Below are 15,818 nucleotides of genomic sequence, written 5' to 3' on the forward strand. Positions count from 1 at the left end.
GAATAGCCATGCCACGTTCTCTCAAGAAAGGTCCTTTTATTGACCTACACTTGCTGAAGAAGGTAGAGAAAGCGTTGGAAAGCGGTGACAAGAAGCCAATTAAAACTTGGAGCCGTCGTTCAATGATCATACCTAACATGATCGGATTGACCATCGCTGTCCATAATGGTCGTCAGCACGTTCCTGTGTTCATCACAGACGAAATGATCGGTCACAAACTAGGTGAATTTGCACCAACTCGTACTTACCGCGGTCACGCTGCGGATAAGAAAGCGAAGAAACGTTAAGAGGGGAATGATAAATGCAAGCATTAGCTAAACATAAATTCGCCTCTGGTTCGGCGCAAAAAGCACGTCTAGTTGCAGATCAGATCCGCGGACTTCCGGTTGATCGCGCTCTAGAAATCCTGGCGTACAGCCCTAAAAAAGCGGCTGTATTAGTTAAAAAAGTACTTGAGTCTGCTATTGCTAACGCAGAGCATAACGAAGGTGCTGACATTGATGAGCTTCGTGTAACTACGATCTTTGTGGACGATGGTCCAACAATGAAGCGTATTATGCCACGTGCTAAAGGACGCGCAGACCGCATCCTTAAGCGTACAAGCCACATCACTGTTGTGGTTTCAGATAGCTAGGAGTATAAGTAATGGGACAAAAAGTTCATCCTACTGGTATTCGCCTAGGTATCTCTAAACCTTGGGTTTCTACCTGGTACGCGAATTCAAAAGATTTCTCTGATCAGCTTTTTGGCGATCACAAAGTACGTACTTTCCTTACTAAGGAATTAAAAGCGGCTTCTGTGTCTAAAATCGTTATCGAGCGTCCAGCTAAATCTATCCGTGTAACAATTCACACAGCTCGTCCTGGTGTTGTTATCGGTAAAAAAGGCGAAGACGTTGAAAAACTACGTCAAGCAGTAACTAAGATTGCAGGTGTTCCGGCTCAGATTAATATCGCTGAAGTTCGTAAGCCTGAACTTGATGCACAACTAGTAGCTGACGGTATTGCGTCACAGCTAGAGCGTCGTGTTATGTTCCGTCGCGCTATGAAGCGTTCGGTACAAAATGCAATGCGCATTGGTGCAAAGGGTATCAAAGTTGAAGTTAGCGGTCGTCTTGGCGGTGCTGAGATCGCACGTTCAGAATGGTATCGTGAAGGTCGTGTACCTCTACATACTCTTCGTGCTGATATCGACTACGCAACTTCTGAAGCCTTAACCACTTATGGTATCATTGGTGTTAAAGTTTGGATCTTCAAAGGCGAAGTTATTGGTGGTTTACCACTAGTACAAGAGCAAGAGAAGCCAGCTAAACGCGCGCCAAAGAAAGCCAAAAAAAGTGCTAAGTAGAGGTAGCGAGTAATGTTACAGCCAAAACGTACAAAATTCCGTAAAATGCACAAAGGCCGCAACCGCGGTTTAGCGCAAAACGGTAACAAAGTAAGCTTCGGTACTTTCGGTTTGAAAGCTACTGGCCGTGGCCGTATGACTGCTCGTCAAATCGAAGCAGCTCGTCGTGCTATGACACGTCACGTAAAGCGTCAAGGTAAAATCTGGATTCGTGTATTCCCAGATAAGCCAATTACGAACAAACCATTAGAAGTTCGTATGGGTAAAGGTAAAGGTTCTGTTGAATATTGGGTTGCTGAAATTCAACCTGGTAAAGTACTTTACGAAATGGAAGGTGTTTCTGAAGAGCTTGCTCGTGAAGCATTTAACCTTGCAGCGCGTAAATTACCATTCACAACAACTTTCGTAACTCGGACGGTGATGTAATGAAAGCTAGCGAACTAAAAGACAAAAGCGTAGAAGAGCTAAATGCTGAACTTCTAGGACTTCTTCGTGAGCAGTTCAACCTGCGCATGCAAGCAAGCACTGGTCAGTTAGCTCAGACACACACGCTAAGAACAGTACGTCGCGATATCGCGCGTGTAAAAACAGTTATTAACCAGAAGGCAGGTCAATAATGAGCGATAAAATCCGTACTCTTCAAGGCCGTGTAATCAGCGACAAGATGGATAAATCTTTCACTGTTGCTATCGCACGTTACGTGAAGCATCCAGTATATGGAAAATTCATCAAACGTACGACTAAACTACACGTACATGACGAAAACAACACAGCTCAAACTGGTGACGTAGTTACTATTTCTGAGTGTGCTCCTATTTCTAAGACTAAGTCTTGGACTTTAGTAGACGTTGTTGAGCGTCCAAAGAAAGCTTAATTTTTAATTAAGTTTCCTTACTAAAAAGCCCCGGCATCTGCTGGGGCTTTTTGTTTTTAAAAATAGCTGGAAGCTTTCAGCTGTCAGACGTCAGATTAGATCGAGAAGGGGCTTTCATTTCAGTGTAAGAAAAGTTACTTCAGGTTAAACTGGGTTTAGTTTGTCCTAGCACCTAGCACCTAGCACCTAGCACCTTCAATCATTTCCCCAACGCTTTATCTATCTCTTCTCTTAACCGTGGGCCTTTTAGGTTTTCAGCCATGATTTTGGCAACCTTTGCATTACTGCTATTCTCAAGAATGGTAATTCGTTCTGCTAAATCACTGGCATAACTATTGTTGCCGTCTCTTGTGGCGCGGAAAAATTGGCCAATGAGGGCTGTGGCAGAAATATTGCGAACATAATCATTATCATCAGTTTGTAACAGTTTTTGAAAATGCTCAGCGAGCTTAGGTGAGACGTTATTTTGGCGGGATAAATTCTCTAATGTACTGACACGAATTTTAGGATCGTTTGTGTATTCGCTAATACTTATCATGGCATCGATTACTGCATTTGCTTGGCTGTCGTCCAAGTCGCGTCTGAGCATGCTTAGGGTCATTTTTAGTTGCCCGTAGGCTGCTAAGCGCTCATTTTCTGATTTGCTTAAATTCAGTAAGGTGGCAAGTGCTTCATTTATTGAGCTGTCGGCATATTGTGGGTCTGCTTTGATGCGTTCGCGGTAGTCATCAGGTAAATTACTTAGCCAGCCAAGCGCTGGATTTCTTTTTTCGATTTCGACTCGTCGCTCTTTTTCTTGCTGCTCCATTGCTTGTTTAACTAATGAGGAAAGTCGCTCAGGATCAATTGTTGGCGCTTGATTTTCAAGCTCGTGAATGCGTGTTTCGAGATCTAAAATATAGCCATGTAAGGCGACTAGATTTTCTCTGTCTTGCTCTGGAATGGCTAACTCTTTTAAATTAGGTTTTGCTTGCTGAATAACTATAGGCTTGTCAGTCGAGTTTGCTTTTGTGTAGCTATAAATTGATAAGCCCAACGCAATGCTTGCAAATGCCAGCGCAGTATTCCCTTGCCAAGTCGACATATCACATCATCCAAGTTGCTTTGTAATATCAGCAGATTAAAACAAGCTATTTGTATTATCAATTACTTATACCAATTCGCTTAATTAAGTGATCTATTTTGAGGCAATAAAACCTCGTTGATAGCAAGGCAAAAATTTCGTTATTTAGTTGTTCTAAATCAGAAATTTTTAACGCAGATAGCGACAGGTTTAATCCCTCAAAATGATTAAGTATTATTGCGGATTGGTATTATGATGATAAAAACAAAAAGCGCAGCTAGTTAGTTGCGCTTTTAAATAGAGTTTAGGTCGATTAATGAGCTCTTGCGTATGCTTCAGCTTGTTGCCATACACGTAGCATATTACCACTTAAAATCTTTTTGATGTCTTTATCACTATAACCACGGTCCATTAGACCTTGCACTAGGTTAGGATAGCTAGATACATCTTTTAAGCCAGTAGGTAGAGAGTCGCCTACACCATCGTAATCTGAGCCAATACCCACATAATCGATACCAATTAGCTCAACTACATGGTCAATGTGATCAAGTACTTGTTCTAAGCTTGCAAATGGAAACGGGTTTTTAGCGCGATAAGCAGCATCAAAATCTTTGCTTAGCTTAGTACCGTCTTTTTTCTTTTCAGCCTTTGCTGATTTAAGTTGATCGTACCAAGAGCCAGCCTTTGCTGTAACAAAGCTTGAGCCGAAGTTAATTTGAATAACACCACCATTCTTTTTAAGTGCTAACAGCATGTCGTCATTCATATTACGCTCAAAGCCTGGGGTGTATTTACGCAGTGACGAGTGTGAAGCAATCACGGGTACCTTTGAAATTTCCATCACTTGGTAAAACGCATCATCAGAAATATGCGAAACATCAACCAGCATACCAATGTTGTTCATTTCTTTTACCAGCTCTTTACCAAATGGGCTCAGGCCTTTCCACTTACGACGAATATCATAAGATGAATCAGAAATGTGGTTACTCTGCGAGTGAGCTAGCGTGATGTAACGTACGCCACGCTCATAAAAGTGCTTAAGGTTTTTAATGTCGCCTTCGATAGGTGAGCCGTTTTCCATGCCCATAGCAATCGACATTTTACCTTGTTTAAACTGCTCTTTAATATCGGCAGTTGAGTCAGCAATAGCGAATTTACTTGGTGCGCGTTGCACAATGGCTTCCATAGAATCGATTAGCTGATTTGCTAATTGATAGCTTTTACCTTTGCCTTCAAATTCTAGGTTTGCAGGAATGTAAATTGACATGAAAGGAGCGTTCAAACCACCTTGCACAGCACGCGGATAATCAAAGTCACCGTCGCTTGTAGCTTTGGTTACGTCAGCCCACTTATTATGAATACGGTAAGGCACATCGATATGGGTATCGATTAAAATAGTGTCTTTTGCCAGTTTAATGGCTTTATCTGATGCAGTAACCTGATCTGCATTTGCTTGACCAATTAAGGCCAAAGAAACTGCAGCAACCAGTGAGCTTAGTTTTTTCATTTTTTAATGGCTCTTTAAGTTAAAAAGCCATTGTGAAGGGTTACAGTGTAACTTACAAGTTTAGTCGTTAAACGACGCTTGGTACTCTGGGTCAGCTTGTAGAGCAATGAATTCAGCTTTAGATATAATCGTAACTGACTCATGTAACTCAGAAAAAAACACCATGGCTTCACCATTTTTAAGCTGTTGATGAACCTGCGCTACTTTGCTTTCAATGCTAAATTCTTGTTCGCCGTAATCAGTGCCTTCACGTAAAACATAACTTTCGATTAAATTATACAGAGTCTCTTTATCGAGGCGTTCGTGGGGAATGATCATAACTGCTCTTTTTTAACTAATTGTTGAAAATACTCAGGAACAATTCGTTCAAGCCAATATTCGGGCTTAAAAGGGTTTTTACCGCTAATAAATCCGACATGGCCCCCTTGTTCTGAGATGCGCAGCGTAACATGTTCACTCACATCTAAGCTATCTGGCACGGCTTTTATTGATAACATCGGGTCATCTTTTGCGTGCACAATCAGCGTAGGTGTTGCAATGCTTTTTAAAAATGGTTTTGCACTCGCTTGCTGATAGTAATCTTCAGCACCGGCAAAGCCATGCAATGGTGCCGTGAGCATATTATCGAATTGCCATAAGTCATCAATCGCCATGAGCTTTTCTGGCGTTAGGCTAATTTGCTGTTCGATTTGTGGCAGCTTTCTTTGCATCGACTTTTTCATACGGTCGAGCAAATACTTTTGATAAATCTTACCTAAGCTTTTGCGAATAACTTCGCAAGATGATGACAAGTCAAATGGTGCAGACACAACGGCTGCGCCTGTTAAGTTCGATTTAGTACCTTGCTCACCTAAATACTTTGCCAGTACATTACCACCTAACGAAAAGCCCACGGCAAATAACGGACGTTTTGGAAATTTACTCTTAAGGTGGTTGATGAAAAAGCGCAGGTCTTCTGTTTCGCCGCTGTGATAAGCACGTGCTAAACGGTTAACTTCGCGCGAGCAGTTTCGAAAATGCATCAATACAACAGCAAAGCCTTGTTGTTTAAGCTTTTTCATCATGCCTTTAGCATAAAAGCTGTTTATATTGCCTTCTAAACCATGCAATACAATAGCGAGGGGTGCTTGCTCGTTATGAGGTGTTGCCCAAGCCAGTTCTAAAAAGTCGCCATCTGGAGTATCGATTGTCGATAAGTCGTAGCGGGTATTATGAAAAGGGCGAAAAAAGCGCGGCATTATGGTTTGTAAATGGCGATTGCGCATCCACCACGCAGGCTTAAACTCAGGTAACATAGCTGACACTTTCGAAACAAAATAAGCGCCTATTGTAGCAAGTTTTTGCTTTTTGAGAACAGCTACAGGGTTTTAGCTAACTGCAAATAAAAAGCCCCTAAACAATAAATTGGATAGGGGCTTTGTGCGTCGTGCTTAATTCTTACTTAGGAACTTCTGCGTCGTGTATTTTCTTAATGAAGAAACCAACATAGAAAAGGCATAAAACGATAACAACTGCCAAAATGCCGAATGACATAAATAAAACTGGGTCGCTAAAAAAATCTCTGAAGAATACGTTCATGGTTGTGCCTCCTAATGTCTATGAGTTAATCATAGGCTGGCTTGAGGGCGGCTGATATGATCCAGATCAAGCTATTTTCCTGATGCTAAATAAGGCGATTTAATAGTTGATTTGGATCAAATTTATTTGGGGAGTTCGGAGCTCCTATGCTAATTCACTTCTAACATGCTTTAAGTAGGCTTGTAGGCTTTCTTGCCATAGGACTAATGCGTCGGTAAGTGATTCCTTTAAAGGCTTGTTGTCGAGCAGTTTGCGCTCGATTTTCTTAAGCTCTAAACCATAGCGGTTAAAGCCTAGTTGTAAAGCGGTGCTGGCTTGGCGGTGCAGTAGCTTGATGCACTGCTCTTTATCACCCTCGACGAGCTGTTGGCAGCGGATCAGTTTGTTTCTGGCTGACAATACAAATTCGTTGTAAATCGATGACACTTCGTCTTCACTGAATGAGCTGACAAGAGTTGCTGCGGCTGTTTCATCATAGAGTGTATCGCGCAGCTCAACAGCAATGCTTGCTGCTTGATTACTTTGTGAATCACTAAGTGCTTGGCGTAGTTTTTGTTGCTTAATTGGTTTGCCAACAATATCTTTGATGCCAAGTGCTAAGTATTCTTTTATTTCATCAGGGCTAAGGCTCGCGGTGAACGCTAACACCGGGGTTCGCTGGTTTAAATGGTCGATATTTTTTAGCTTTTTCAGCACTTCTTGGCCTGTTAAATCAGGCAAGTTCATATCGAGTAACACCACATCAAAATGATGTTTTTGCATCAATTCAATGGCACTTGTCCCATCTTTTGCCAGCTTAATTTTGTGCTCATCATCTGCCATGAACTCAATGGCAATTTTCTGATTTAAATCGAGGTCTTCAACTAATAACACGTCTAGGCCAGTAACATAATCTTTTGATTGGTGGCGCTGTTCAACAAGGCTAAGCTCGCCAATGGCAAGTGGAATATCAAAGCTGAAAGTACTGCCTTTATTAAGTTCACTCTCAATATTGAGCTTGCTGCCTAACTTTTCCAGTAAGCGGCTGGTGATTGCTAAGCCAAGGCCTGTACCACCTTTTTCTTTACCTGCGCTGCTTTGAACATAAGGTTCTGTCAGGTATGCAATTTCTTCATCTTCAATACCAGGTCCTGAGTCAATAACACTAATGCGAACAAGGTGATCTAATTGCCCTTCATTGAGCAATTTTACTTGGATTTTTACGGCTCCTTGGTCGGTAAACTTAATCGCATTACCTACTAAGTTAATAATAACTTGTCTGAGCTTTTGTTGGTCGCAGTAATAACATGCTTGATCGGGCAAGTTGTATATAAGTTCAAACTTTAAATGTTTTTGCTCTGCTAAAGGGCTGAGTAAAAGACACAGGTTATTGAGCCAGGTTTTAAACTCGACGTCTTCTTCGTAGAGCGCTTCATCACGCTGATCAAGGCTAGCGTAATCGAGTACTTTATCTACCAGTAAGTTTAGCGACTCAGCTGAGTTAATTATTGCTTCGCAATAAGGTTTGTCACGTGGGTCACTCGACTGGTTCATGATTAGCTGTGCACTACCCAAAATGCCATTTAACGGTGTACGTATTTCATGGCTAATAGTTGATAGGAATAAACCACGAATTTCTAAGTCTTTATGAGCTTTTTCTGCTAACTGATTGAGGTTTTGTTCGCGGCGTTCATTACATAATAGTGCCATACCAGTTGCATAAAACATCGGCGCAATAACACCATTAATAAATAAAGTGATACTAAACCAATCCGCTGACAATAAGCTTGCTGTTGTGACATCTCCCATCATTAAGGTTCGGCCTGTAAATATAGCCAGAATAATGCTGAGAATTAAAATGTAGACAATGCTGCCATTAGGGTAACTTTTACGGCCATTTCGAATAAATAATGCCAGTAAAAACAAGGCTTCAACTATATGCTGAAGATCAGAAACCAAAATTCGACTACGTAACTCTGCGCTATCAGTGGCAAGGTAAATCATGGTAATCGCGAGTGCCACCGTTATCGCAACAAAGGTTTTAAAGCCAACGCATTTGGCATTTAAAAATTGGCAAATCGCAAGTACATGAATAATGGAAGCACTAAAGAGTAGGGTGTTTGCGATAGCAACACTGGCAATATTATTGATATGACCATGCAGTGCAAAACTCATTACCGATGCAAACATCACTAGAGGGTAGAAAATATAGAGTAAGGTGCCCGGAGTATTATTATTGGTTCGCCATGTAAGGTAATTAAGAAGAGTCATCACTGCCATCATGGCAGCACTGGCGTAATATAAAGTGGCTGAGTCGAGCATTGTATTTCCGGTGTTTTGCAATCAGTTTGAGCATAAAGTCAATTACAATGTTTAGCAACCAGAAACAAAAACAGACGCGGCTGCGTCTGTTTTAACTTGTAGGATGTTTTGTTTAGTTTAGCGAATTTCGTCTGGAATATTCTGCTGTGCCCAAGACAATAGCTCGATACGGTTACGACATTTAGTTTTTCTAAATGCACTATATAAGTGAGTTTTAACTGTATGTGGGCTGATGCTTAAGTCTTCAGCAATTTCTTTATTCTTCGAACCTTTACTCATTAGTGAGATAATTGCTTTTTCACGTTTAGTAAGTTTAACCGGTTCGATGTCACCATCTGTCAATTTGTGGAGTGCGTCTTTATTGAACTGCAACATACGATTTAGTGCATTACACATGATGTCGCGGCGATACCATAGTTGATCTTCAAGTAATAAACGAATGCCTTTCATTAACACATCAGCATTATCTGTTGTGTAAAACACACCACGAATACCACTTAATAGAGCACGGTTTGCAAGTTCAGGATTTTCATCTAGGTTAAACAGCACGATATCGCATTTTAATCGTAAATTAACTAGCTGCTCTTTTAACTTGCCCCACGGATCTGTGCTTGACGTTTCAATAAATAACAAGCGTGTTCCTTCTGGTACTTCAGAGATATCAGTACCAGATGTCACTGCTAGTCCTTGTGTTTTTAACAATGGCTCTAATACGTTAATGCCAATAGTGTTAATTGGCTCTGGATCTAATAATAAAAAGGCTGAACTACTCATATATATACACTCTTGAATAAAGTTGACAGTTAAATCCTATCACGCAATCCACCCCTTTCGTATTAGAAATTTCTGAGAGTTGTGCAGGAAAAGTACAGTTTGTGTCTGTTTTGTGTCAAAAATTACAGTTAGTTAACTAATCGCAATATGTTAACTAACTGATATATATTTATTATAGCCAAAAATAATATGTTTGTGCTACTTTTTACACTTGTTTACATATCAAAGTATTAGATTGCTGTTTTTTTCTTGTCCTGATATGGAGGCCAGCCCATTTCTTTACCTGCTAACATGTGTAGGTGTATATGGTACACAGTTTGTCCGCCGTGGTCATTACAGTTCATTACGACGCGAAATCCGTCTTCACTAAAGCCAAATTGTTTAGCGAGTTTTGCAGCAACTACATATAAGTGACCGACTAAAGCTGAGTTTTCCTCCGTAACATCATTAATCGTCGCTATTGGCGTTTTTGGGATGATCAGCACATGAAAAGGGGCTTGTGGGTTAATATCTTTAAAAGCTAAAGATAGATCGTCCTCATAAACAATATCAGCAGGGATCTCTCGGTTAATAATCTTTGTAAAAATAGTCTCTTGGCTCATACTTAGCTCTCTTATAAATGTGGTTAAATGACCGTCCACTAATGACAAACTTTATTTGCAGTGTCAAACTGAAACTGCCGCAAGTTGAACAACCAAGGAGTGAACATGCGTAAGTTAGTATTACTGAGTAGTGCGTTAATGCTATTTAATAGTTTCAGCAGTGTAGCTGAGACTATTCACTTTCCCGAAGAGTTTGTACCCTTACAAGTTGGAGAGCGCCTAATTGAACAGTCGTTTTTCAGTCGTGTTGACGATGTTGAGCTTGCTCCTGGTACCTACCAAGTGAAGATGAAATATACCGATCTTTACGAGCAAGGTTATGATGACCATCAAGTTGTTGAGTCAGAGCCATTTTGGGTTGAGCTTACGGTAGAGAGTGGCAAAGACTATGACCTAGTGTTTAATCGTGCCAGTAATGCTGTTGCTGCAGAAGTGTTTGCTGAATCACCGCAAGTAAGCTTAAAAGCCAAGGGCAGTGAACTTGCTGTTCCGCTATCGATAGTTAGCTATCGTGCAGCTAGCGCGCCTGCACAAGCTGTAGCCAGTGCCCCAGTTGCTGCTACAAGCAACAAGCCTGCGACTGCAGTCCCTGTCACATTGCCTGCAAAAGTACCCGGCGGACAAGCGGGTTTGAAAAATATGCCAAGTGCGGCTGCGATGCTTGAGTTTTGGTGGCAACAAGCAAGCCCTGAAGAGCGCCGTGCGTTCTTACAAAAAGTAAGTAACTAATAAAATAATTAAAAAAGGCGCTGATTGCAGCGCCTTTTTTGTGTTTGATGACTTACTTTGCAAATAAGTCGTCAACAGTACCTTGTGCAAGTGGGTGGTAACCCGGACGTGCTTTTAAGTACACATCATGCGCCCAGTCTTTTTTACCGTTTTTAATAAGTGCTTTATAGAGTGGCACAATTAATTTACGACGACCGATGCCTGATAGGTGTTCATCAAGCGCTGGGTAAATTGGTTGATAACCATTACCTACCGCTAGCATAAACCATGCGAAAGCACGCTCTGCATTAGTTGACTGTGTTAGGTTGAATTGATTATCAAGCTCAGTCATTTTTTCGATGCTTAAATCGCGAGGTAGGTTATTCAAAAAGTGTAGCCATTCGTGAACTGACCAATCCGCTGTTGGTAACTGGGCTGCACTGATCTCACCGTTTAACCATGTTTTGGTTTCAGCATCAACTTTATCGAAGGCATCAGACGTTGGGTTAGGAGCATCGCTTGGTAAACCAGGCTCAAAGATCCACTCATTAACTTTATCCATGCTCACAACGCCTGGATATTTTTCGATCAAGTTAGCTTTTAAGTAAGTAACAAATTGCGCTGTTGTAAGAGACTTAAACGCAAATTGGTCAAAGTAACCCTTTACGAATGGGTCAAACTTATCACGGCCAAATTTGTTTTCTAGATAGATTAAGAAAAGCTGACCTTTAGTGTAAGGCACTGAGCTAAATGCATCATCAGGATCGCGGCCATTAAGTTTTAAGTTAAGACGCGTATCTGGTGCTGGTAGAGTTTTAAGTAATGCACGTAAGCCGGCTGCATCAAGCGCTTGTTCCATAACTGCACGGTCACGACCAAACACTTCTTCCATAATGCGGTTTTCAACGTAAGACGTGAAACCTTCGTTTAGCCATAAGTCTTCCCACGTCGCATTAGTTACTAAGTTACCAGACCAAGAGTGAGCAAGCTCGTGAGCAATTAGGTTTACTAAGCTTTTATCGCCAGCAACAACCGTTGGTGTGATGAATGATAAACGTGGGTTTTCCATGCCACCAAATGGGAAGCTTGGCGGTAGCATTAATAAGTCATAACGACCCCATGCGTATTCGCCATACATCGCGTTAGTTTTATCGATCATCGCTTGCGTATCGTTAAACTCAGCAACTGATGCATCTAAAATTGTTGGCTCAGCAAAGATACCCGTTTGCTTAGACATGGCTTTAAATTCTAAATTACCTGCACCAATTGCGATTAAGTATGGCGAAATTGGTTGTGGCATATTAAATAGGTAATCGCCGTCTTTATAAAGTGCATCTTTGTTATCAGCACTCATTACCGCACGAATGTCTTTAGGAGTGTGAATACGTGCCGAGTAGGTTACGCGCATTGCTGGCGTATCTTGTACTGGGATCCAACTACGAGCATGAATTGCTTGTGATTGGCTGTACATAAATGGGTGTGACTTACTGGCTGTTTGCTCTGGTGTTAACCACTGTAAACCTGAAGCTTCTGGGCGGCTGTTGTAGTAAATACGTGCTTTAACCGCTTGGCTTTTAAATTTAATTGTTAATTTTGAGCCCTTCACGTCATCACGTGCAGCAAGGGTGAAGTCAGCTTTGTGCCAGCTGCCTTTTTGATCTTGATACATTACTTTGTCGATATCTAAATCGCGTGTATCAAGTACCAGTGTTTTGCTTGTTGCATTGTGCCAATCTAGCGTGTGCTCAACAAAACCTTCTAGTTGTTTGTCATCAAAATCAACATCTAAATCTAGTAGTAGGTGAGTGGTTGTTACGTCATCTAAGTTTGCGTAAGTGTGCTGGCTGATTGCATCTGCAGTTGCTTGAGAGCAAGCACCGGCCATAGCAAGACTTAAAAGTAATGGTTTAAACTTCATAATAACCCTGGAACGGAAATGAAAAAGAGCCCGTTTTATAACATGATTAGTGCAGTGGGTTGAGTGATTTTTACAATCTAATGCGTATTTTGCGACGATAGGTTACACTAATGCGATTAGTTACCGGTAACCTTTGAGGCGTTTTGTGGCTCAGTCCCTGCAATCTTTTCATACCTTTTCTTTGCCAAGCCAATGCCAGCATTTTTATCAAATTGATGAAGTGAATCAACTTTTAAGCACAGACTTTTCTGGGCCATTTTGTATTTTGGGTGAAGGCAGTAATACGGTGTTTTTATCTGACTACCAAGGTTCTGTGATCCACATGAATACGAAGGGCATAGATATAGAGCAGCAAAGCGATGGCTTTTTATTGCACATTGCAGCCGGAGAAAACTGGCACCAATTAGTTGCTATGACTATTGCTAATGACATGCCTGGGCTTGAAAACCTTGCTTTAATACCTGGGACTGTTGGTGCTGCACCAGTGCAAAATATAGGTGCTTATGGTGTAGAGCTTGAAAAGTTTGTGAGTTATGTCGAATACTTTGATATTGCCACCAAAACCACAAAGCGCTTAACTAAAGGCGAATGCCAATTTGGCTATCGTGACTCTATCTTCAAGCATGCACTGAAGAATAAAGCTGTAATCACCCAAGTAGGGTTACTGCTACCTAAAAAATGGCAGCCAGTTCTGAGTTATGGACCATTGCAACAGCTTTCAGAACCCTCTCCACAACAGGTATTTGAGCAAATCATCACAACCAGAAACAGCAAACTACCAAACCCCAGTGAACTTGCTAATGCAGGCAGTTTTTTCAAAAACCCAGTGATCAGGAATGAGCAACTTGCGTTACTTTTAAATAGCTACCCAGAGCTACCTCATTACTTTGTGGATGCTGGGCACCATAAAGTTGCGGCGGGGTGGTTGATTGAGCAAGCTGGGTTAAAAAGCTTTAAGGTCGCAGGTATTGAAGTGCATCAGCAGCAAGCTTTAGTGCTAGTAAACCACGGTAATAGTACAGGTGATGACTTAATTGCCATGGTAAAGCATGTACAACAACAGGTTTGGCATAAATATCAGATTGCTTTACAGCACGAAGTACGCCTGATCAATGCTGAACATGAATGCCACATTGAATTGGGAGCTTCATCATGAAAGCGCCAGATGGAAATAAGCTCGCTATTTTACAAGCTCTAAATACCGGTGGTTTTATTTCTGGTCAGCAATTGGGCGAGCAGCTCGGTATTAGCCGTGCAGCAGTGGGTAAACATATTCACTCTTTGCAGGAGATGGGGCTCGATATATTTAAGGTTACGGGCAAAGGGTATTGCCTAAATAATAGTGCAGGCTTACTGAACAAAGATAAGATCGGTCTGCATTATAATGAGTTAGGTGGCAGCACCGCTAATGTTGAAGTGCAGCTTATTATTGACTCAACAAACAGTGAGTTAATGCGCCGTTTGCAAACAGAAGTATCACTGCCATCAGGAAGCGTATTAGTTGCAGAAATGCAGCAAGCGGGAAGAGGGCGCCGTGGGCGCGTTTGGCAATCTCCATTTGGCGCAAACTTATACTTTAGTTACTTTTGGCGTTTGGATGATGGTTTGCAAGCTGCTATGGGGGTATCTATTGCTGTTGGGCTTGCTGTTTACGATACGCTTAAAGCCTTATATCAATTAGATGTAGAGCTTAAGTGGCCAAATGATATCTACTTAAACCGTGAAAAATTAGCGGGCGTATTAGTTGAACTTGATGGCCAACCACAAGGTCCTTGTCAGCTTGTAATAGGTATAGGTATCAATTTACATATGCCAGAAAGTGTTAGCCAACACATAGATCAAGCATGGACTGACTTAAGTCAGCATGTGCAGGGGTTAGATAAAAACAAGCTGGTGGCCTATTTATGCTTTTATTTAGAAAAGCGTTTAGCTCAGTATCAGCAATCAGGTTTAAACGATATGTATCTACAGTGGAATCAATTAAATGCATTTGCTGGCGAGTGTGTTGAGCTCAATACGGGTCATCGTAGCTGGCGTGGTATTTGCGAAGGGATTGATAACCAAGGTGGCGTACGTATTCGTCAAGATGGCGAAGTGAAAAGTTATTATGGTGGTGAAATTTCATTACGTAAGGCTGAGCTATGAAACTATTAGTGGATGTTGGCAATACCGCAATTAAAGCCGTTTTGTTTGATGGCAAGGATTACCAAACCTGTGAACTCAGCAATTTACCTTGGTTACAAATAACAGAGCTGGTCTATGCCTGCGTAGGTAGCACAGAGCTACTTAAACCGTTATTAGCAAAGGCGCAGCAACATGCTGTTCCTTACTTTGAAGCAGAGGTGACCGCTAAACTTGCTACTTTAACCTGTGCTTATCAACAGTTTCAAAACCTAGGAATTGATCGCTGGCTCGCGGTGATCGCTGCGTATGTAGAATATCCCGAGCAAAACTGCATTATTATCGATGCCGGTACAGCAACGACAATTGATGTGCTTAATAAAGAAGGCGCGCATCTAGGAGGCTGGATCTTACCTGGCCTTGATTTAATGACCTCATCACTTACCCAAAATACGCAACGCGTGTTTGATGATGAGCAAACCTCATTTACTACTGAGTTAGGGCGTAATACTCCAAATGGCCTAAAAAATGGCGCTATGGTTGCTACTCTCGGTGCAATCGAGCAAGCAAAGCAACATCTTAACCAACAGGGTTGTCAGTTATTATTTGCTGGTGGTTATGGCAAATTGTTAGCAGATACATATATAGATGCTAAGTTTGACAGCTTGCTCGTGTTTAAAGGACTGAATTATTGGCGTGAATTAGCTATAAAGCAGTAAAAATACGGGGATTTGCCTGAATAGTGAGCGTTTAACACATAAATTCACATTTTTTTTAATTTTATGGTTGCATCACAATAAACCTTACCTTAGAATCTCGCCCCGTACTAAAGCAGTGCCGACTTAGCTCAGTTGGTAGAGCAACTGACTTGTAATCAGTAGGTCATCCGTTCAACTCGGATAGTCGGCACCACTTTCCTTTTACCGGAAGTGACTTAGTAAAGAATTTTCGTGGAGGGGTTCCCGAGCGGCCAAAGGGATCAGACTGTAAATCTGACGGCTCAGCCTTCGCTGGTTCGAATCCAG

General features: G+C 41.5%; 19 protein-coding genes and 1 tRNA gene. 11 read left to right on the forward strand and 9 right to left on the reverse strand.

Annotated elements, in window-relative coordinates:
• Window positions 1–8 precede the first annotated feature (8 nt).
• Genes rpsS through rpsQ form a run of 6 tightly spaced genes read left to right on the forward strand, consistent with a single transcriptional unit; the run spans window position 9 to window position 2,221 of the window.
• Window positions 9–287: a 30S ribosomal protein S19 gene (gene rpsS / locus MTF66_RS35915; protein WP_010376377.1), complete on the forward strand. Its 279-nt coding sequence runs from the start codon at window positions 9–11 to the stop codon at window positions 285–287.
• 14 nt (window positions 288–301) lie between these two features.
• Window positions 302–634, forward strand: a complete 333-nt coding sequence (rplV, locus tag MTF66_RS35920) for a 50S ribosomal protein L22 (RefSeq protein WP_004588690.1) — start codon at window positions 302–304, stop codon at window positions 632–634.
• An 11-nt stretch (window positions 635–645) separates the two neighbouring features.
• On the forward strand, window positions 646–1,347 hold the full coding sequence (rpsC, locus tag MTF66_RS35925; protein ID WP_054552370.1) for a 30S ribosomal protein S3: 702 nt from the start codon (window positions 646–648) through the stop codon (window positions 1,345–1,347).
• A 12-nt stretch (window positions 1,348–1,359) separates the two neighbouring features.
• The gene (rplP, locus tag MTF66_RS35930) at window positions 1,360–1,773 is read left to right on the forward strand and encodes a 50S ribosomal protein L16 (protein WP_036974208.1); all 414 of its coding nucleotides are present in this window, start codon (window positions 1,360–1,362) and stop codon (window positions 1,771–1,773) included.
• Complete coding sequence (rpmC, locus tag MTF66_RS35935; protein ID WP_054552371.1) at window positions 1,773–1,964, forward strand: 50S ribosomal protein L29; 192 nt, start codon at window positions 1,773–1,775, stop codon at window positions 1,962–1,964. The genes rplP and rpmC overlap by 1 nt, the downstream gene beginning before the upstream one ends.
• Window positions 1,964–2,221, forward strand: a complete 258-nt coding sequence (rpsQ, locus tag MTF66_RS35940) for a 30S ribosomal protein S17 (RefSeq protein ID WP_054552372.1) — start codon at window positions 1,964–1,966, stop codon at window positions 2,219–2,221. The genes rpmC and rpsQ overlap by 1 nt, the downstream gene beginning before the upstream one ends.
• Window positions 2,222–2,420: 199 nt before the next feature.
• Here rpsQ and MTF66_RS35945 read toward each other — a convergent pair whose 3' ends face one another.
• From MTF66_RS35945 to MTF66_RS35980, 8 genes are all read right to left on the reverse strand, one after another.
• Window positions 2,421–3,305 (reverse strand): hypothetical protein, encoded by an 885-nt coding sequence (locus MTF66_RS35945; protein ID WP_248530158.1) that lies wholly within the window; start codon window positions 3,303–3,305, stop codon window positions 2,421–2,423.
• A gap of 292 nt (window positions 3,306–3,597) precedes the next feature.
• A complete protein-coding gene (locus MTF66_RS35950) occupies window positions 3,598–4,791 on the reverse strand; it encodes a dipeptidase (protein WP_248530159.1) in 1,194 nt (397 codons plus the stop codon).
• Between the two features lie 60 nt (window positions 4,792–4,851).
• Window positions 4,852–5,109, reverse strand: coding sequence for a YheU family protein (locus MTF66_RS35955; protein ID WP_054554495.1), 258 nt, complete (start codon window positions 5,107–5,109; stop codon window positions 4,852–4,854).
• The gene (locus tag MTF66_RS35960) at window positions 5,106–6,086 is read right to left on the reverse strand and encodes a hydrolase (RefSeq protein WP_054563919.1); all 981 of its coding nucleotides are present in this window, start codon (window positions 6,084–6,086) and stop codon (window positions 5,106–5,108) included. Before MTF66_RS35960 ends, MTF66_RS35955 begins: the two co-directional genes overlap by 4 nt.
• A gap of 142 nt (window positions 6,087–6,228) precedes the next feature.
• Window positions 6,229–6,369, reverse strand: coding sequence for a DUF3149 domain-containing protein (locus MTF66_RS35965; RefSeq protein WP_119852677.1), 141 nt, complete (start codon window positions 6,367–6,369; stop codon window positions 6,229–6,231).
• 144 nt (window positions 6,370–6,513) lie between these two features.
• Window positions 6,514–8,670 (reverse strand): ATP-binding protein, encoded by a 2,157-nt coding sequence (locus MTF66_RS35970; protein WP_248530160.1) that lies wholly within the window; start codon window positions 8,668–8,670, stop codon window positions 6,514–6,516.
• Between the two features lie 117 nt (window positions 8,671–8,787).
• Window positions 8,788–9,444, reverse strand: a complete 657-nt coding sequence (locus tag MTF66_RS35975; RefSeq protein WP_054563917.1) for a response regulator transcription factor — start codon at window positions 9,442–9,444, stop codon at window positions 8,788–8,790.
• Between the two features lie 230 nt (window positions 9,445–9,674).
• Complete coding sequence (locus tag MTF66_RS35980) at window positions 9,675–10,046, reverse strand: histidine triad nucleotide-binding protein (protein ID WP_054563916.1); 372 nt, start codon at window positions 10,044–10,046, stop codon at window positions 9,675–9,677.
• 105 nt (window positions 10,047–10,151) lie between these two features.
• Here MTF66_RS35980 and MTF66_RS35985 point away from each other — a divergent pair, with 105 nt between their 5' ends.
• Window positions 10,152–10,775 carry a DUF2057 domain-containing protein gene (locus MTF66_RS35985; protein ID WP_248530161.1) on the forward strand — a complete coding sequence of 208 codons (624 nt, stop codon included), beginning with the start codon at window positions 10,152–10,154 and terminating at the stop codon, window positions 10,773–10,775.
• A 52-nt stretch (window positions 10,776–10,827) separates the two neighbouring features.
• On the opposite strand, the gene MTF66_RS35990 is transcribed toward MTF66_RS35985, so the two are convergent.
• Window positions 10,828–12,672 carry a M1 family metallopeptidase gene (locus tag MTF66_RS35990; RefSeq protein ID WP_248530162.1) on the reverse strand — a complete coding sequence of 615 codons (1,845 nt, stop codon included), beginning with the start codon at window positions 12,670–12,672 and terminating at the stop codon, window positions 10,828–10,830.
• A 145-nt stretch (window positions 12,673–12,817) separates the two neighbouring features.
• Here MTF66_RS35990 and murB point away from each other — a divergent pair, with 145 nt between their 5' ends.
• From murB to MTF66_RS36010, 4 genes are all read left to right on the forward strand, one after another.
• The gene (murB, locus tag MTF66_RS35995) at window positions 12,818–13,828 is read left to right on the forward strand and encodes a UDP-N-acetylmuramate dehydrogenase (RefSeq protein WP_248530163.1); all 1,011 of its coding nucleotides are present in this window, start codon (window positions 12,818–12,820) and stop codon (window positions 13,826–13,828) included.
• Window positions 13,825–14,817 carry a bifunctional biotin--[acetyl-CoA-carboxylase] ligase/biotin operon repressor BirA gene (birA, locus tag MTF66_RS36000; RefSeq protein ID WP_248530164.1) on the forward strand — a complete coding sequence of 331 codons (993 nt, stop codon included), beginning with the start codon at window positions 13,825–13,827 and terminating at the stop codon, window positions 14,815–14,817. The genes murB and birA overlap by 4 nt, the downstream gene beginning before the upstream one ends.
• Window positions 14,814–15,512: a type III pantothenate kinase gene (locus MTF66_RS36005; RefSeq protein WP_248530165.1), complete on the forward strand. Its 699-nt coding sequence runs from the start codon at window positions 14,814–14,816 to the stop codon at window positions 15,510–15,512. The genes birA and MTF66_RS36005 overlap by 4 nt, the downstream gene beginning before the upstream one ends.
• Window positions 15,513–15,629: 117 nt before the next feature.
• A tRNA-Thr gene (locus tag MTF66_RS36010) sits at window positions 15,630–15,705 on the forward strand.
• Window positions 15,706–15,818: the final 113 nt, after the last annotated feature.

The sequence above is a fragment of the Pseudoalteromonas sp. 2CM39R genome (genome assembly GCF_023161845.1).